The sequence below is a fragment of the Ruminococcus callidus ATCC 27760 genome (assembly GCF_000468015.1).
Taxonomy (GTDB): Bacteria; Bacillota; Clostridia; order Oscillospirales; family Ruminococcaceae; genus Ruminococcus_C; species Ruminococcus_C callidus.
Genome location: NZ_KI260360.1, coordinates 44259 through 61003 on the forward strand (window position 1 = coordinate 44259; position 16745 = coordinate 61003).

16 protein-coding genes, 1 pseudogene and 1 riboswitch are annotated in these 16745 nt (G+C 54.1%); of the genes and pseudogenes, 15 read left to right on the forward strand and 2 right to left on the reverse strand.

Going from position 1 to position 16745, the window contains the following annotated elements:
• The first annotated feature begins 254 nt into the window (after positions 1 to 254).
• Positions 255 to 656 carry a Rid family hydrolase gene (locus RUMCAL_RS05645; protein ID WP_040647189.1) on the forward strand — a complete coding sequence of 134 codons (402 nt, stop codon included), beginning with the start codon at positions 255 to 257 and terminating at the stop codon, positions 654 to 656.
• A gap of 73 nt (positions 657 to 729) precedes the next feature.
• Here RUMCAL_RS05645 and RUMCAL_RS05650 read toward each other — a convergent pair whose 3' ends face one another.
• Together RUMCAL_RS05650 and RUMCAL_RS05655 are read right to left on the reverse strand one after the other, a co-directional pair.
• The gene (locus RUMCAL_RS05650) at positions 730 to 3264 is read right to left on the reverse strand and encodes a heavy metal translocating P-type ATPase (protein WP_021681664.1); all 2535 of its coding nucleotides are present in this window, start codon (positions 3262 to 3264) and stop codon (positions 730 to 732) included.
• Positions 3265 to 3278: 14 nt separating this feature from the next.
• A complete protein-coding gene (locus tag RUMCAL_RS05655) occupies positions 3279 to 3593 on the reverse strand; it encodes a metal-sensing transcriptional repressor (RefSeq protein ID WP_021681665.1) in 315 nt (104 codons plus the stop codon).
• 267 nt (positions 3594 to 3860) lie between these two features.
• Between RUMCAL_RS05655 and RUMCAL_RS05660 the strand changes: the two genes are divergently transcribed.
• The 14 genes and pseudogenes from RUMCAL_RS05660 (at position 3861) to RUMCAL_RS05720 (ending at position 16647) form a co-directional block, all read left to right on the forward strand.
• A complete protein-coding gene (locus RUMCAL_RS05660) occupies positions 3861 to 4553 on the forward strand; it encodes an alpha/beta hydrolase-fold protein (RefSeq protein ID WP_021681667.1) in 693 nt (230 codons plus the stop codon).
• Positions 4553 to 5176 (forward strand): hypothetical protein, encoded by a 624-nt coding sequence (locus tag RUMCAL_RS05665; protein ID WP_040647171.1) that lies wholly within the window; start codon positions 4553 to 4555, stop codon positions 5174 to 5176. Before RUMCAL_RS05660 ends, RUMCAL_RS05665 begins: the two co-directional genes overlap by 1 nt.
• Positions 5177 to 5284: 108 nt before the next feature.
• Positions 5285 to 5451, forward strand: a riboswitch (cobalamin riboswitch).
• A 192-nt stretch (positions 5452 to 5643) separates the two neighbouring features.
• Positions 5644 to 6228: a histidine phosphatase family protein gene (locus tag RUMCAL_RS05670; protein WP_021681670.1), complete on the forward strand. Its 585-nt coding sequence runs from the start codon at positions 5644 to 5646 to the stop codon at positions 6226 to 6228.
• 21 nt (positions 6229 to 6249) lie between these two features.
• Positions 6250 to 7473 (forward strand): glutamyl-tRNA reductase, encoded by a 1224-nt coding sequence (hemA, locus tag RUMCAL_RS05675; RefSeq protein ID WP_021681671.1) that lies wholly within the window; start codon positions 6250 to 6252, stop codon positions 7471 to 7473.
• Positions 7474 to 7477: 4 nt separating this feature from the next.
• Positions 7478 to 8353, forward strand: coding sequence for a hydroxymethylbilane synthase (gene hemC, locus RUMCAL_RS05680; protein WP_021681672.1), 876 nt, complete (start codon positions 7478 to 7480; stop codon positions 8351 to 8353).
• A 16-nt stretch (positions 8354 to 8369) separates the two neighbouring features.
• Positions 8370 to 9353: a porphobilinogen synthase gene (gene hemB, locus RUMCAL_RS05685; RefSeq protein ID WP_040647173.1), complete on the forward strand. Its 984-nt coding sequence runs from the start codon at positions 8370 to 8372 to the stop codon at positions 9351 to 9353.
• A gap of 14 nt (positions 9354 to 9367) precedes the next feature.
• Positions 9368 to 10657: a glutamate-1-semialdehyde 2,1-aminomutase gene (hemL, locus tag RUMCAL_RS05690; protein WP_462454309.1), complete on the forward strand. Its 1290-nt coding sequence runs from the start codon at positions 9368 to 9370 to the stop codon at positions 10655 to 10657.
• 168 nt (positions 10658 to 10825) lie between these two features.
• Positions 10826 to 11497: pseudogene (locus RUMCAL_RS16460) on the forward strand (energy-coupling factor ABC transporter permease); the annotation flags it as partial.
• Between the two features lie 54 nt (positions 11498 to 11551).
• Positions 11552 to 11860 carry an energy-coupling factor ABC transporter substrate-binding protein gene (locus RUMCAL_RS16465; RefSeq protein WP_276712355.1) on the forward strand — a complete coding sequence of 103 codons (309 nt, stop codon included), beginning with the start codon at positions 11552 to 11554 and terminating at the stop codon, positions 11858 to 11860.
• Positions 11861 to 11876: 16 nt separating this feature from the next.
• Complete coding sequence (cbiQ, locus tag RUMCAL_RS05700) at positions 11877 to 12710, forward strand: cobalt ECF transporter T component CbiQ (RefSeq protein WP_051343685.1); 834 nt, start codon at positions 11877 to 11879, stop codon at positions 12708 to 12710.
• Positions 12695 to 13537: an ATP-binding cassette domain-containing protein gene (locus RUMCAL_RS05705; protein ID WP_021681677.1), complete on the forward strand. Its 843-nt coding sequence runs from the start codon at positions 12695 to 12697 to the stop codon at positions 13535 to 13537. The genes cbiQ and RUMCAL_RS05705 overlap by 16 nt, the downstream gene beginning before the upstream one ends.
• Positions 13538 to 13549: 12 nt before the next feature.
• The gene (gene cobA, locus RUMCAL_RS05710) at positions 13550 to 15037 is read left to right on the forward strand and encodes a uroporphyrinogen-III C-methyltransferase (protein WP_021681678.1); all 1488 of its coding nucleotides are present in this window, start codon (positions 13550 to 13552) and stop codon (positions 15035 to 15037) included.
• A 3-nt stretch (positions 15038 to 15040) separates the two neighbouring features.
• Positions 15041 to 16468 (forward strand): sirohydrochlorin cobaltochelatase, encoded by a 1428-nt coding sequence (locus tag RUMCAL_RS14485; RefSeq protein ID WP_021681679.1) that lies wholly within the window; start codon positions 15041 to 15043, stop codon positions 16466 to 16468.
• Positions 16468 to 16647 (forward strand): DUF4250 domain-containing protein, encoded by a 180-nt coding sequence (locus RUMCAL_RS05720; RefSeq protein ID WP_021681680.1) that lies wholly within the window; start codon positions 16468 to 16470, stop codon positions 16645 to 16647. Before RUMCAL_RS14485 ends, RUMCAL_RS05720 begins: the two co-directional genes overlap by 1 nt.
• The last annotated feature ends 98 nt before the right edge of the window (positions 16648 to 16745 follow it).

The following is a 16745-nucleotide window of genomic DNA, read 5'->3' on the forward strand; positions in this document are numbered from 1 at the left end:
ATACCGCACAAAGAGCGTCTGGCAACTTTGCACGGTGCTGCCTTTAGAAAATTGCGGTTGATGCCTACATTGTAACATATTACTGGAAAAATGTCAATCTGCTGCCAGCTGTCATTTCTTTTTCCGCATCTGCCGCAAAGTCCGAATTGTTCAATTATTTCGGAAAAAACCGTGGTACAATAGAAGCATCAAAGGAACTGGTGAAACCGCAAAACGGCGTGTTTCGGAAAGTTTCCGGCAAGGAGGAAATTGCAATGGATTTTGAGAGAGTGAACATCAAGGGCGGCTCCGCTTATGAGAACGTGGCAGGCTATTCCCGTATCGTGAAAGCTGGTCCGTTCGTGTACGTTTCCGGTACCACATCGGTGACACCGGAGGGCACGGTTTACGGTGAGGGTGATCCCTACGAACAGGCAAAGTACATCTTTAACAAGCTGGTCGGTCTGCTGGAAGAAAACGGCGTTTCCCGCGAAGAAGTTGTGAAGGTGAACATCTTTGCCACCAAGTCTTCCTACAACAACGAGATCACCCGTGCTTATTCCGAGTACTTCAAGGAAAGCAGACCCTGCTGCACATGGATCGGTATCAAGGAACTGAACCGTCCCACACAGCTGGTGGAAATCGAAATGCAGGCAATCGTAGGGGCTAAGGCGTAAAAGCACGATAAGTTCTTACGACAGGTTTTATGAAAGGCAATACCGCACAAGCTTTGTGCGGTATTGCCTTACGTTATTTCAACACTTTATACCCTTGTTCCGTCACAGCTTTTTTCAGGGCAGCCAGATCTGCCGGTGCATTCAGAGATACCACAGCAGTTCCCTCGGTGTGGCTGACAACGGCTTCGTCCACTTCCGGAAATGCCTCCAGACACTTTTTCACCGTTGCTTCACAGTGACTGCACATCATACCCTTGATGTGCAGTGTGACCTGCATGCCGGAGTTTTTTCCCGTTGCCCCAGTCTGCTGTTCCAGCTGAATGGCTGCCACAGCGTGTTTCAGCTTTTTGTCCCTGTCGGAACGGTTCAGCTGGAACAGGTTCAGCCGCAGAGCATTAGTGACAACGCAGAAGCTGGACAGGCTCATGGCAGCGGCTCCGAACATGGGATTCAGCTTCCAGCCCAACAGCGGGATCCAGACACCGGCTGCCAGCGGAATGCCGATCACATTATAGATAAATGCCCAGAACAGGTTTTCGTGAATGTTCCGCAGTGCCGCACGGCTCAGACGAATGGCAGCCGGCACGTCTGTCAGCCGACTTTTCATCAGTACAACATCTGCTGCATCAATGGCAACATCGGTACCGGCACCAATGGCAATGCCGATGTCTGCACGTGTCAGTGCCGGTGCATCGTTGATGCCGTCGCCGACCATTGCCACTTTGCCCAGTGCGGACAGCTTCCGAATGACGGCTTCCTTGCCGTCCGGCAGTACGTCGGCAATGACATGATCGACACCAGCCTGTTTTCCGATCGCCCTGGCGGTCTGTTCATTGTCGCCGGTGAGCATGACCACCTGAATGCCCATGTTTTGCAGCTGGCGAATCGCCTCCGGACTTTCCTCTTTCAGCACGTCTGCCACGGCGATGATTCCCAGAAGCTGGTTATCGCGGGCAAAGAACAGCGGTGTTTTTCCGGCTTTCGCCAGCATTTCCGCCTGCTGCTGTACTTCCTCCGGAATGGTCGTCGCCTGGGCGATACAGCCGGCATTGCCGCCGTAGAGCACTTGCCCGTTCCACTTTGCTGTCAAACCGTTTCCCACCAGAGCCTGAAATTCAGTGACCGGCGAAGCGGGAATCTGGTGTTCTTCGCTATATTGTAAGATCGCTTTTGCAAGCGGGTGTTCGCTTTTCTGCTCCAATGCAGTTGCGGCGGAGAGCAGTTCCTGTTCGGTGACATCTGCCGCAGGGAGAATATCTGTAACGCGGGGTTCGCCGCAGGTGATCGTACCGGTCTTGTCCAGTGCTACGATCTGAACCTTGCCGGCTTCCTCCAGAGAAACCGCGGTTTTGAACAGGATTCCGTGCTTGGCTCCGACACCGTTTCCCACCATAATGGCAACTGGTGTAGCAAGCCCCAGTGCACAGGGGCAACTGATGACCAGCACGGAAATGCCCCGTGCCAGAGCATATCCCACAGTTTGTCCCACCAGCAGCCATACCACAATTGTGACAACAGCAATGGCAATGACAGCCGGTACAAACACACCGGAAACCTTGTCTGCGATCTTGGCAATGGGAGCCTTGGTGGCAGCGGCATCGCTGACCATGCGAATGATCTGGGAAAGCGTGGTATCTTCTCCCACACGTGTGGCTTCACACCGGAGAAAACCGGACTGGTTGATCGTGGCAGCTGAAACATTGTCGCCGACTGCCTTGTCCACCGGAATGCTCTCACCGGTGAGGGCAGATTCGTTGACGGCACTGGTGCCCTCGACAATGACACCGTCCACCGGAATGCTCTCGCCGGGGCGGACAACAAACTGTTCGCCGCGGTGCACCTGCTCCACCGGAACCGTGACTTCCTCACCATTCCGGAGCAGCACGGCGGTTTTCGGGGAGAGGTTCATCAGCCCTTTCAGAGCATTGGTCGTTTTGCCCTTGGAGTGTGCCTCCAGCATTTTTCCCACGGTAATCAGTGTCAAAATCATAGCGGCGGATTCAAAGTAGAATTCGTGCATATAACTCATCACTGCGTCCATGTCGCCCTTGACCTGGGCATCTGTCATGGCAAACAGGGCGTAGGTACTGTATACGAATGCCGCACCGGAACCCAGTGCCACCAGTGTGTCCATATTCGGGGCACGGTGGAGCAGGCTCTGGAATCCGCTGACGAAGAATTTCCGGTTGATGACCATGATGATAATGGTAAGCAGCATCTGTACCAGACCCATTGCCACATGGTTGCCGTTGAAGAACGGGGGCAGGGGAAATCCCCACATCATATGTCCCATAGAGATATACATGAGCACTGCCAGAAATCCCACAGAGGCGATCAGCCGCCGCTTCAGCACCGGTGTTTCGCGGTCGGCGAGGGCATCACTGTCCGGAGCCGCTGCTTCGTCAGAGCCGCCCTTGCGGGAAGCACCGTAACCGGCTTTCTGGACGGCATCGATAATTGCTTCCGGAGAAGCTGTGCCCTCGACTCCCATGGAGTTGGTCAGCAGGCTGACAGAGCAGCTGGTGACACCGTCCACCTTGGAAACCGCTTTTTCCACACGGGCACTGCACGCGGCACAGCTCATGCCCGTAACATTGTATTGTTCCATTGATTGAAAACCTCCTACTTCATCAATTTTTGCAGTGTAATCACCAATTCGTCGATGACTTCGTCCTTGCCGGCACGAATATCATCTGCCACACAGGTGCGGATATGGTTGGCAAGCAGTTCCTTATTGAAGGCGTTCAGGGCAGCGTTGGCGGCGGCGACCTGTACCAGAATATCCGGACAATAGGCGTTTTTCTCCACCATGCCCCGAATGCCCCGAATCTGCCCTTCGATGCGGTTCAGACGGTGGATCAGTTTGGTGTATTCCTCCTGCGAGCGTTCCTTTGTCTTGTGACAACAGGGACATCCCTGTTTTTCTGTATGTTCCATAGCGGATAGGCTCCTTTCTGTATTTGCGGTGTATCGGGGATATACCCCCTACCAGTATTATATACCCCTAAGGGGTATTTGTCAAGGCGGGGAAGGTGCAAAAGTTTTGTTGCAAATTTGTTTCCTATATTGTTGCAGAAATTCTGAGGCAATACCGCACAATCTTTGTGCGGTATTGCCTCAGAATATCATACAGATAGCTGAAATAGCATTGCAACTTTTGCAAAGATATGCTATAATAGAAAAAATGGAACAGGAGGAGTTCATATGACGTGGGAAACCATTGAAATTGCCGGAAAAATCTGCCGGATCGCCGCCGCAGATTCGCCTGTCTGTGTGCTGATCCAGCCCACAGGGGAACATGAGCAGGCACATCTGACAGAGGAAGCCGGACAGATCTTACAGCATGCCTCATGTGAGGCATTGTTTGTGTCGTTTCCGATCGCAGACTGGGATCAGGAACTTTCTCCGTGGCATGCAAGACAGGCATTCGGAGAAGAATCGTTTGGCAGCGGTGCCGGTGCAACCTTGCAGTGGATTCTGGAAAAGCTGCTGCCGGCACTGCGATCTCAGCTGCATCTGCCGGAAAATATACCGTATATTTTGGGCGGCTACTCTCTGGCGGGATTGTTCAGCTTGTGGGCAGCGTACCAGACCGATGTCTTTGCGGCAGTGGCAGCTTGTTCCCCCTCAGTTTGGATAGACGGGTGGGCAGAATATGCCGCATTGTATCGTCCTAAGACACCGCACATCTACCTTAGTCTTGGAACCAAAGAACACAAAACCAGAAACCCGCTGCTGCGAACGGTAAAAGAACGCATAACAGAACAGGAAGAACTGCTCCGGCAGGGCGGCGTGGATACAGTGCTGGAATGGAATACCGGCAATCATTTTCAGGAAAACGCAGCACGCACAGCGAAAGGCTTTCTGTGGTGCATAAAACAAGTGGAGGAATGCTGATGTTGGAAGTTTTTGAGATTTACCAGCCGCCGCAGGCAGACCGTAACAAGATTGCCGGAAAAATGCTGGGGCATGTTTTGATCGTCTTTGCCGCCCTGGCGGTCGTCATGGTCAAGCTGTTTCTCTGCATCGGGGCAGATTCTGCACGGAACCGTGATGCAGTCCGCAAGGTGACTTCTCCGGAAACGGAACAATGGGCACTCATCGTGTTTCTGGTATTTGTTGCGGCAGTGATCTATCTGAGTGTGGCAGGATTCCTGCTTTCCCGAAAAGTCCGCAGACAGTTTACAGCCTGGGTGTACAATGGGGAAAAACTGTACGTGGTGACGGCAAAGGTACCATCTGCCGGAAGGTACAGTTCTCCCCGTAGAGTTTCCAGCGTGTTTCAGATACAGGAACGTGCATTGGAGATACTGCACGACCCGCGAATGCTGGTCAGTCTGATAGAGGGTACCGTTTCCGAACCGCTGTTTCACGTCACGCCGGTGACAGAGGTGCGGCGAATCCGGCAGCGGGAGCAGGAAGTGATCGTGTATTTTGACCGTTATCGGGAAAAGATTTCCAAAAAAACAACAAATTTCGAAGCACTGATGATGCATTTGCGAGCATTAGGAGCAGAGTAAAGGCAGTCCTGTATGATATGCGTACAGGACTGCTTTTTTTGCAAAAAGACTTGCCAATCTGCGAAAAATGTGGTATAGTAGTACGTGGGCATTTGAAAAGCCCTTTTTATCGAACAATTGGCAGCAGATGTCAGGGAAGCAGGTGAGAATCCTGCACAGTTCCGCTACCGTGTCGGGGAGCACCATACACATGCCACTGGAATGTTTCGTTCCGGGAAGGCGTATGGTCCGCGGAGAGCCGAAGTCGGGATACCGGTCTGCTGCTTTGGAATAGATCCCATCTACGAGAATAGAGGAAATTGTTGGTGCATGTGTATTCTGTGCTTTGCATAACTGCAAAGGCTCTGCTTTTTGCACCCATACGAAGGAAATATGATCGGTATTTCCCAAGACAATCACACAAGGCTTGTGTGTTGTATCCCGTGTTCTTCTGGAAACACGGGCTTTTTTGACATTGGAGGAAACTTATGCAGCTGCTCTTGATTCGGCACAGCATCACAGCCGGCAATCTGGAACACCGCTATATCGGCTGCCGCACAGACGAACCGCTTTGCGAAGCGGGGATTGCTCTGGCACAGCAGAAATCGGTGGAATTTCGCCGGTCGTTTCCGGTACCGGAACTGGTGCTGGTCAGCCCGATGCAGCGTTGCCGGCAGACGGCAGAGATCCTGTTTCCTCATATGTCGCAGAAAATTGTATGGGGACTACAGGAGTGCGATTTCGGAGCGTTCGAAGGAAAAAATTATCAGGAGTTGTCCGGTGACACGTCCTATCAGGCGTGGATCGACAGCGGCGGTACGCTGGCATTTCCGGAGGGCGAATCCAGGGAGGGATTTGTGCGGCGATGCTGTGCAGCGTTGGAAGCGGCACTGCAAAGCCGGCAGGAATCTCATATCGCAGCAGTAGTACACGGAGGCACAATTATGGCGGTGCTTTCTGCATTGGAACAACAGCAGAAAGCGTATTTTTCATGGCAGGTAAAACCTTGTACGCCGGTTTTTTGCAGGGTGGTGACTTTATCCCCCCTGCGGCTTGCTGCATCAGGGAGTTGAAACAACGAGATGTGCATTTATATGGCAGGAGTGGACGTGCATTCCGCAGACGTTTCCGCAAGGGAACAGTTTGCATTTTCGGAAGAACAGGTCAGGCAGATTCTGACAGAACTGGTGCAGAAAGACGGCATCAGCGGAGCAGTATTGCTTGCAACCTGCAATCGGACGGAACTGTATCTCTCCGTACAGGAACGCCGGTCTTCCGCAGAAGACGATGCTGTCAGCCAGCCGGCAATAGACATCTCTCCGGCAGAGCTCCTGCGGCAGTATGCCCATGCACCGAAAAAGCCTTTTACCGGGCGGGTTTTGACGGAAATCGATGCGGTACAGCATATCATGGAAGTCGCCTGCGGTCTGCATTCGCAGATCCTGCATGAAGAACAGATCGTCACACAAGTGGGACATGCGGTGGAACTGGCACGTGCCTGTCGCAGTACAGACGGCGTGCTGGACACCCTGTTCCGAACGGCAGTTTCTGCCGGAAAAGAGGCACAGACACAAGTGTCCGTGCAGAATGTACCGCTTTCGGTTTCTTATAGTGCGGTACAGCAGCTGGAACAGCATGCCGGAACACTGGACGGGAAAACCTGTCTGGTGATCGGCAACGGCAGCATGGGACGGCTGGCAGCTTCTCTGCTGGTGCAGCACGGCTGTCGTGTGTTTATGACACTGCGTTCCTATCATCACGGGGAAACGGTGATCCCGTTCGGTGTGCAGCCGGTTCCTTACGAACAGCGTTTCCTGCAAATGGAAGCGGCAGAGATCGTCATCAGTGCCACCAGAAGTCCGCATCACACCATTACCAAAAAGCAGCTGGAAGCACTCTCGCGAAAGCCGGTCTGGATTCTGGATCTGGCAATGCCACGGGACGTGGAAGCAGACTGCGGCACAGTGGAAGGTGTTACGCTCTGGAATCTGGACGACCTGCACAGCAGCACGGCTCCGGACGAAACGGCGTTGGCGGCTCTGCGGCAAATCGCGGAACAGTATACCGACACCTTTCAGATGTGGCGGAATTATCGGGACGCGGTGCCCTATATGCAGCAGCTGAAAGAGCTGACAACACAGCGAATCCTGCACAGTACGGCAGCAGAACCTTATGCAGAACTGCCTCAGCTGGAGGAGATCGTGCGGCTGGTGACGGAACGAACGGTGGATATGCTCATGGGCAGCATGAAATCGGAAATTACACCGGAACTGGTGCGGCAAAGCTGTGCGAAAATCAAAGACAGAGGAAGATTTTGAACCCATGGGAAGAAAAATTCGTATCGGCAGCCGTGCCAGCCGGCTTGCCGTGGTACAGAGCGAACTGGTCATGGCAGAGATCCGGAAGATCCTGCCGGAAGCAGACTTGGAACTGGTGACCATGAAAACCACTGGGGACAAGATCCTGCACAAGACGCTGGACAAGATCGGCGGAAAAGGGCTGTTTTTGAAAGAACTGGACGCGGCACTTCTCGCCGGACAGGTGGACATCTGCGTGCACAGCCTGAAAGATGTGCCGGTGACAGAGAATCCGGCACTGCCCATTGGGGCATACTCTGTGCGGGAACTGCCGGCAGATGTGCTGGTGTTCCCGAAGGAAACTTCACACTGGAATCCGGCACTGCCGGTAGGGTGTGCCAGTGCCCGAAGAAAGATGCAGTTTCAACAGCTGTATCCGGAAGCAGTGATACAGCCGGTGCGTGGCAATGTGCTGACACGGCTGGAAAAACTGGACAGCGGTGAGTATGGTGCACTGATTCTGGCGGAGGCAGGGCTGAAACGGTTGGGGCTGTCTGACCGGATCGCCTACCGCTTTTCACCGGAGGAACTGGTGCCGGCGGCAGGGCAGGGGATTCTGGCGATACAGACTCGTGCCGGCGAATATGCCGACCTGCTTGCCCGGCTGAATTCCCCCGACGGGGCACTTTGTGCGAAAACAGAACGGCAGCTGGCATCGCTGCTGGGCGGGGACTGCTCGGCACCGGTGGGCTGTCATGCACAGCTGCATGGAACGGACATGACCCTTTATGGGTTTTCCGGTATCGGCGGGGTGCCGCGGTACGGCAGCGTGCAGGGAAACCGAAATGATGCGGACTTGCTGGTACAGCAGCTGGCATCAAAACTGACCATTACGGAATAAGTAAGAAGGTATCAATATGAATCTGACCAATCGGCCGCGTCGCCTGCGAAACGGTGCTCTGCTTCGCAGCATGGTGCGGGAAACCCGTATTTCTGCGGATACACTGATCTATCCCATGTTCGTGCAGGAGGGGGAGCATATTCGGGAAGAGATTCCCTCCATGCCCGGACAGTATCGCTGGAGTCTGGACTGCGTAGATGAACTCTTGCAGCAGATCGTGGATTCCGGTGTGAAAAGCGTGCTGCTTTTCGGGATCCCTGCTCAAAAAGATGAGATCGGCAGCAGTGCATGGCAGCCGGACGGCATTGTCCAGCAGGCGGTGCGGCATATCAAGAGCCGGTTCCCGCAGCTGTATGTCATTACTGATGTCTGCATGTGTGAGTATACGTCGCACGGACACTGCGGCATTCTCTGCGGGCATGACGTGGACAACGACAAGACACTGGAAGTGCTGGCAAAAACAGCACTGTCCCATGTGCAGGCAGGTGCGGATATGGTTGCCCCCTCGGATATGATGGACGGCAGAGTGGGACGTATCCGGCAGGTGCTGGACGAAAACGGCTTTGTCAACACGCCGATCATGGCGTACTCCGTAAAGTATGCTTCGGCGTTCTACGGTCCGTTTCGGGACGCAGCCGGTTCTGCACCGGCGTTCGGCGACCGGAAAAGCTATCAGATGGATCCCCACAATGCCAGAGAAGCTTTGCTGGAAGCGGAATTGGACGTGCAGGAAGGTGCGGACATTCTCATGGTAAAGCCGGGTATGGCGTATCTGGACGTGCTGAAATCGCTGAAAGAACAATTCCGCCAGCCGGTGGCACTGTACAGCGTCAGCGGCGAATATGCCATGATTCAGGCAGCGGCTGCGGCAGGCTATATTGATCGGGAAGCTGTCATTTGCGAATCAGCGGTCTGCATGTACCGTGCCGGTGCAGATCTTTTGATCACATACTTTGCAATGGAACTGGCGAAGTACATTCGCGAGGGGAGGATCGGATAATGGAACAGATGCACATTGCTCATTCCGAGGCGTTGTACGACCGTGCCAAGGAACTGATGCCCGGCGGTGTCAATTCGCCGGTGCGGGCGTTTCAGTCTGTGGGCGGTACGCCGCGGTTTATTCAGCGTGCCAAAGACCAGTACCTCTACGATGAGGACGGCAACGTCTATATCGATTATATTGGCTCCTGGGGACCGATGATTCTGGGACACAATCCGGACATTGTGCTGGAAGCTGTCCGGAATCAGCTGGAAAACGGCTTGAGTTACGGTGCTGCCACGGCACTGGAAGTGGAAATGGCAGAACTGATTCATCAGATCGTTCCCTGCGTAGAAATGATGCGTATGGTAAACTCCGGCACAGAGGCAGTAATGAGTGCTGTCCGTGCCGCAAGAGGATTTACCGGACGGGACAAGATCGTCAAGTTTGAGGGCTGCTATCACGGGCATGCAGATGCTATGCTGGTGAAAGCCGGCTCTGGCGTGATGACTGCCGGCATTCCGGATTCCAGCGGTGTGCCGAAAGGCTGTACCGCGGATACTCTGTCCGCAGTCTATAATGATCTGGACAGCGTGGAACAGCTGTTTCAGCAGTATCCGGAGGAAATCGCCTGCGTGATCGTGGAACCGGTGGCTGCCAATATGGGCGTTGTGGTTCCGGAAAAGGGATTCCTGCAGGGAATCCGTCAGATCTGTGACCAGTACGGTGCTCTGCTGATTCTGGACGAAGTCATTACCGGATTTCGTCTGCAGCTGGACGGTGCTGTCGGACACTTTGGTGTCACACCGGATCTGGTGACCTATGGCAAGATCATCGGCGGCGGCATGCCGGTCGGTGCATACGGCGGCAGACGGGAGATCATGCAGCTGGTGGCTCCGCTGGGCTCTGTCTATCAGGCGGGTACGCTCAGCGGCAATCCGGTGGCAATGCGTGCCGGTCTGACACAGCTGCGGTATTTGCAGGCACATCCGGAAGTCTATCATCAGGTAGGCTTCCTGTCCCACCGGCTTCGCAGCGGTCTGGAAGACATTATTCGCCGGCACCATGGCAACTGTACCGTCAACGGTATCGGTTCGCTGTCCTGCCTGTATTTTACACCGGAACCGGTGCGGAACTATACTGATGCCAAAAAGGCGGATACCGCAAGATTTCGGGAATATTTTCATTTCATGCTGGATGAGGGCAACTATTTCGGTCCCAGCCAGTTTGAAGCAATTTTTGTATCGAACGCACACACGCTGCGTGAGATAGATAAAACGCTGGGTGATGCAGATGCATTTTTCTCTGCACACAGCGGAAACTGAGAACCTCTTTCTGTTCTCAGCCGGGAGCCAACGGAGAGGGGTTCCGAGAGGAGAGGTTTTCATATGAACAAACACAATGGCTCTGTTTTGCAGAACCGCAGCACCAGAGGCATGACGGGATGTCGTGTGCTGGTGTCTGCTCTGGCAGTTTGTCTGCTGCTGTCCGATATGGCAGCAAGCGGCAAATTCGGTGCATCTGCGATGCACATCATGGAGGGCTATCTGCCCGCTGGCTGGTGTATTGCATGGGGTGCACTTTGCATTCCGTTTCTGGTGGCTGGTGCAGTCAGCCTGAAGCGGAAAATCGCGTATCAGGGAAAAGTGAAGCTGCTGATCGCACTTTGTGCAGCCTTCGTCTTTATCATTTCTTCCCTGAAGATCCCGTCGGTTACCGGAAGCTGTTCTCATGCGACCGGTACCGGACTGGGTGCGATTCTGTTCGGACCGTCGATCATGTCCGTGCTGGGCATCATCGTGCTGCTGTTTCAGGCGATCCTGCTGGCACACGGCGGTCTGACCACACTGGGTGCCAACACATTTTCCATGGCGATTTTCGGACCGTTCGTTTCCTACGGACTGTTCCAGCTGCTGAAAAAGTGCAAGGCACCGATGGGACTGGCAGTATTTCTGTCGGCAACGATCGGAGATATGGCAACTTACTGCCTGACTTCGGTACAGCTTGCAGCTGCTTATCCCGGAGATAACTTCTGGGCATCGTTCGGCAAGTTCATTGCCGTTTTTGCACCGACTCAAGTCCCCATTGCCATTGCAGAAGGCATTCTGACTGTCATTGTCTATAATGTCATTCAGAAGAACTGCGTCAAGGAGTTGAAGGAACTGTCCGGCATTACAGTTTCCAACCCCAACCGCGGCAAATTGTGGGCAAGAAATCTGGTGCTGGCACTGGGTGTTGTTTTACTGGTCACCATTCCGCTGATGCTGCTGGGCAACAGTGAATTCGGCGGTTCTGATGATGCCGGTTCTACTGTAGTAGAAGAAATCAACGGCGGCTACACCCCGTGGTTTGAGTCCTTCTGGGAACCGCCTTCGGGAGAGGTCGAATCCCTGCTGTTCTGTGTACAGTCGGCGATCGGTGCAGGCATCTGCGGCTTTGTGCTGGGACGCATCAGCCGGAAACCGAAAACATCTGCATCAGAGGACGATGCTGCATTGACAGACCAGAAGCAAACTTCTGCTTCCTGACCGCAGGAGGCAACAGATGAAACGACATACACATTCCCATAGTCACGGAGAACGAATCCTCATTGATGAGATCGCCTATGCATCTGCATTGCGGCGTGTTTCTCCGTTCTGGAAAATTTTTGTGTCCCTGTATAGTCTGCTTCTGTGCCTGATCTCACATACATGGGCGGTGAGCGTGCTGATCTTATGCTGCATGCTGACCGCGATGACTGCCATCGGGAAAACCCGGTGGCATCATGTTATCCACTTAATGCAGATCCCGCTGGCATTTGTCGTGCTGGGGTGCATCATGATCCTGCTGCAGATCTCACATCATGGCGAGTCCATGCTGGTATCGCTGCATCTGGGAAGCTGGTACTTCGGCATCACCGGAGAGAGCCTGCATCAGTTCGGACAGGTGTTTTTACAGTGTTTGGCGGCAGTCAGCTGTCTGTATTTTCTCTCTGCCACTACGCCGATGACAGAACTGTTTACGGCACTACGCCGTCTGCATCTGCCGGCGTTTCTGGTGGAGATGATGGAACTGGTCTATCGGTATATCTTTGTGCTGATGGAGTCGGCTTCGCAGATTCGGAACGCACAGGAATGCCGCCTGGGGTATGGCTCGTTAAAGACCAGCTTTTACTCCATGGGACAGCTGGTCTCCAATCTGTTCCTGCGGGCATACCGGCAGGCAGACCGTACCTATACGGCAATGGAGTCCAGAGGGTACACCGATGAAGTGCGGACACTGGGATTGACATATGAAACAACAGGCTGGCAGAAAGGGCTCGCCGTCGGATACAGTGTGCTCCTGACCGGAGCCGTGCTCTTTTGCAGAATAGGAGGCAGTGTATGGGGATTATTTTAGAGGCAAGTCATCTCACCTATGGCTATGACGAAAGCAGTCACGCCATTGAGGATTTGTCCATTGCATTTGAAGAAGGCAAGACTACCGCGATTCTGGGAGCAAACGGTGCCGGAAAGTCTACGCTGTTTCTGCATCTCAACGGCATTTTGCAGCCGGAGCAGGGAGAGGTTCGCTTTCGCGGGCAGCCGATTTCCTACAAAAAAGCAGGCTTGCGGCAACTGCGTTCCAAGGTGGGTATCGTCTTTCAGAATCCGGACGACCAGCTGTTTTCGGCTTCGGTATATCAGGACATTTCTTTCGGAGCAGTCAACATGGGCTTGCCCGCGGAGGAGGTGCACCGCCGTGTGGAAACGGTCATGGAACAGGTGGGGATCACATACCTGAAAGACCGTCCTACTCACGCCCTGAGCTTTGGACAGAAAAAGCGGGTGGCATTTGCCGGCATTATGGTCATGCAGCCGGAAGTCATTATTCTGGACGAGCCCACGGCAGGACTGGACCCTGTGGGCATCAGTGAACTGATGCACCTGCTCCAAGATGTCTGCCGGCAGCAGCACACCACCATTATTTTATCTACCCATGATATTGATGTGGTACCCATTTACGCCGATGTGATCGACGTTATGGACAAGGGACACATGGTGGCACATGGTACGCCGGCGGAAATTTTCGCCCAGCCGGAACTGCTGCGGGAGCATCATCTGCGTCTGCCGCGAATTTCGCATTTGCTGGAAATTTTGCATAAGGAGGATCACTGGGACGTAGATGCTTCGATTTCTACCATTTCCGGTGCAAGAAAAGAATTGCTGCGGCATGCGGCGGAGTGAGGAGGAATACCCATGAAAACAGGAACGGTATTTCTGGTGGGAGCAGGTCCGGGAGATCCGGCACTGCTGACAGAACAGGGAAAGGCTTGTCTGGAACAGGCGGACGTGGTGGTCTATGATGCACTGGCGTGTTCGTCGGTGCTGAATCTGACACGACCGGACTGCAAACTGATCTTCGCGGGAAAGACGGCGGGAAATCACCACAAAAAGCAGAGTGAAACCAATCAACTGCTGGCAGAACTGGCACAGCAGGGAAAACGGGTGGTACGGCTCAAGGGCGGTGACCCCTTTGTCTTTGGACGCGGGGGAGAAGAAGCACAGGTGCTGCAATCGCTGGGAATCCCTTTTCAGATTGTATCCGGCGTTTCCTCCTGCTATAGTGTGCCGGCTTATGCCGGAATCCCTGTGACACATCGGGAATACGCTCCTGCATTTCATGTTATCACGGGACACCGCAAAACGGAACAGCATACCGAACTGGACTATGCCACGCTGGCAAAACTGGACGGCACTCTGGTGTTCCTGATGAGCCTGAGCAACCTGCCGGCAATTGCCACTTCGCTGATACAGCAGGGGAAATCTCCGGATACACCGGCGGCAGTGATCCAGCAGGGAACAACTGCACGGCAGCGTGTGGTGACGGCTCCGCTTTCTGAGATCGCGGCAGAAGTACAGCGGCAGGGAATCCACACGCCGGCAATGACTGTGATCGGTGACGTGGTTTCTCTGCGGCAACAGCTGTCGTGGTTTGGAATGGGCGAACTGTCCGGCAAAAAGGTACTGCTGACCGGTACACCGGCGTATACCCGCAAGGCGGCAGAACAGCTTTGTTCCTGTGGAGCAGAGCCGGTGGAAGTCAGCCTGATCTACCCGAAGGCTTCTTCGCCGGACGTGCTGAAGGCGTTGCCCTGGCAGTCGTATACGTGGGCAGTGCTCACCAGTGCCAACGGCGTGGAACAACTGTTTGCATCGCTGAAGCAATCCCATGTAGACCTCCGGCGGCTGCTGCATCTGCATTTTGCTGCCATTGGAAACGGCACGGCACAGGCACTGGCGGAATACGGCATTTTCGTGGACTGTGTGCCGGAGCACTTCGACAGCCGCAGTCTGGCAGAGGCACTGATCCCGCAGCTGACCATGCAAGACCGTGTGCTTTTGCTGCGAGCGGAAAACGGCTCTGTCATTCTGCCGCAGCTGCTGGAACAGGCGGGGAAAGCCGTCGATACAGTGCCGCTATATCGGGTGCAGACCGACCTGCGGAAACGGGAACTGCTGTTGCAGGAACTGGCAGATACGGACTATGTTTTCCTTGCCAGTGCCTCCGCTGCACGTGCCTTTGCAGAAATGACGGCGGGAACAGAAACTGCGGCGAAGCTGATCTCTATCGGAAATGCTACCACAAAGGCAGCGGAAACGGCAGGACTTTCTGTGGCGGAAACTGCGGTACAGTCGGATATAGCCGGCATGATCGCATGCATTCGGAAAGAAAACGAGGTGTAGAATATGTATCCTATCGCATTGCATTTACAGGGGAAAAAGTGCATCGTGTTCGGTGCGGGAAAAGTGGCACAGCGGCGTGTCTGGGGCTTGCTGGAATCTGGTGCGGAAGTCACCGTGGCAGCACCGGAGCCTATGCCGGCGTGCTGGAAAAACGCAAAGCTGACTTATTTGCAGCAGCCCTATGCACCGGAACTGCTGGGGGAAAACCTGCTGGTGTTTGCTGCAACTGATGACAGTGCAGAAAATGCCCGCATTGTACGGGAAGCTCAGGCTGCCGGAAAGCTGGCATCGTCGGCAACTGTATCGCCGGACTGCACGCCGGACTTTACTGTTCCGGCACATCGGAAACACGGCGACATTACCATGGCAGTGACGACCGAGGGCGATGCTCCGTCACTGGCGGGGGCGATCTGTCGGGAACTGGAACCGAAGCTGGCAGAGTACAGCGAACTTTGCACCTGTCTGGGAATCCTGCGGCGGGCATGGAAAGAAACCATGCCGGACGAAATTCGCCGCATGCAGCTGCTGCGAATTCTGACGGAGCCGAAAGCGTTGGAGCTGTTTCGGGAAAAGGGAAAAGGGGCATATCTGGCATATGCTTCCAGCCTGACAGAAGAACAGCTGCCGGCATGCCGGAACGCACTGCTCATGGTCAGCTTTGGCACCAGCTATGCGGACACCAGAGAGCAGACCATTGGTGCAGTGGAATCTGCTGTAAAGCAGGCGTTTCCGGAAATGGACGTTTTTCGGGCATTTACCAGCGGCATGATCATTCGGAAGATGCGGCGGCAGGGCACTGCGGTAGACACGGTGCGGGAGGCACTGGAGAAGCTGAAACAGAAAGGGTATACCCATGTGTATATTCAGCCGACTCATGTCATTCCCGGCGAGGAGTACGACCGCCTTTGTGCAGATGCGGCATCGTATGCAGGAGCCTTTGCGGTGCTCCGCATCGGCAGACCGCTGCTGACAGAAACGGAAGACTATCCGGCACTGATTCAGGCAATGGAGCAGGACGGCGTAATAGAAAAGGCATCGACCAAGGCATATCTGTTAATGGGACACGGCACGCCGCACATCATCAATCAGGCGTATCCGGCATTTGACTACTGGCTGAAACGGTGCGGGTTCGACAATGTTTTTGTGGGAACGGTAGAGGGCTATCCCACGCTGGATACCCTTTTGGAACAGCTGAAGGAACGGCAGTATCAGGAAGTGGTGCTGGTGCCCATGATGCTGGTGGCAGGCGACCACGCCCAGAACGATATGGCAGGGGACGAAGAAGATTCGTGGAAGTCTGTATTGACCAGACACGGCTATACTGTCACACTGCAAATGCAGGGGCTGGGAGCATATCCGGCGGTGCAGGCACTCTATGTGGCACATGTACAGCATATGCTGGAATTGTCACCAGAGGGAGGTGAACGGTAATGCCGAACATTCCTAACGATCCGATCATGCTGATGAGTTATCTGAATACCCAGCTGCGGGACAACTATGCCTCTCTGGAGGAACTGTGCAAGTCTATGTGTCTGGAACAGGCAGAGATCACCGCAAAGCTGGAAGCAGTTGGCTTCGTATACAAGCCGGAACGCAATCAGTTTGTATAGGAGCCTGTGCTCGAAAATCCGTGCGTAAACAGAAAATATTGCAAAATAAAGCGGAACATCAGCTTTTGAACTGACCCCAAAAAGTTAGACAAAGATTC

Excerpts from the sequence above, each read along its gene's own strand:
- cobA (WP_021681678.1), top strand. The coding sequence starts at position 13,550 with ATGAAAACAGGAACGGTATTTCTGGTGGGAGCAGGTCCGGGAGATCCG.
- cbiQ (WP_051343685.1), top strand. The coding sequence starts at position 11,877 with ATGAAACGACATACACATTCCCATAGTCACGGAGAACGAATCCTCATT.
- RUMCAL_RS05665 (WP_040647171.1), top strand. The coding sequence starts at position 4,553 with ATGTTGGAAGTTTTTGAGATTTACCAGCCGCCGCAGGCAGACCGTAAC.
- RUMCAL_RS05670 (WP_021681670.1), top strand. The coding sequence starts at position 5,644 with ATGCAGCTGCTCTTGATTCGGCACAGCATCACAGCCGGCAATCTGGAA.
- hemB (WP_040647173.1), top strand. The coding sequence starts at position 8,370 with ATGAATCTGACCAATCGGCCGCGTCGCCTGCGAAACGGTGCTCTGCTT.
- RUMCAL_RS05650 (WP_021681664.1), bottom strand. The coding sequence starts at position 3,264 with ATGGAACAATACAATGTTACGGGCATGAGCTGTGCCGCGTGCAGTGCC.
- RUMCAL_RS14485 (WP_021681679.1), top strand. The coding sequence starts at position 15,041 with ATGTATCCTATCGCATTGCATTTACAGGGGAAAAAGTGCATCGTGTTC.
- RUMCAL_RS05660 (WP_021681667.1), top strand. The coding sequence starts at position 3,861 with ATGACGTGGGAAACCATTGAAATTGCCGGAAAAATCTGCCGGATCGCC.
- RUMCAL_RS05645 (WP_040647189.1), top strand. The coding sequence starts at position 255 with ATGGATTTTGAGAGAGTGAACATCAAGGGCGGCTCCGCTTATGAGAAC.
- hemC (WP_021681672.1), top strand. The coding sequence starts at position 7,478 with ATGGGAAGAAAAATTCGTATCGGCAGCCGTGCCAGCCGGCTTGCCGTG.
- RUMCAL_RS05705 (WP_021681677.1), top strand. The coding sequence starts at position 12,695 with ATGGGGATTATTTTAGAGGCAAGTCATCTCACCTATGGCTATGACGAA.
- RUMCAL_RS05720 (WP_021681680.1), top strand. The coding sequence starts at position 16,468 with ATGCCGAACATTCCTAACGATCCGATCATGCTGATGAGTTATCTGAAT.
- RUMCAL_RS05655 (WP_021681665.1), bottom strand. The coding sequence starts at position 3,593 with ATGGAACATACAGAAAAACAGGGATGTCCCTGTTGTCACAAGACAAAG.
- hemA (WP_021681671.1), top strand. The coding sequence starts at position 6,250 with ATGGCAGGAGTGGACGTGCATTCCGCAGACGTTTCCGCAAGGGAACAG.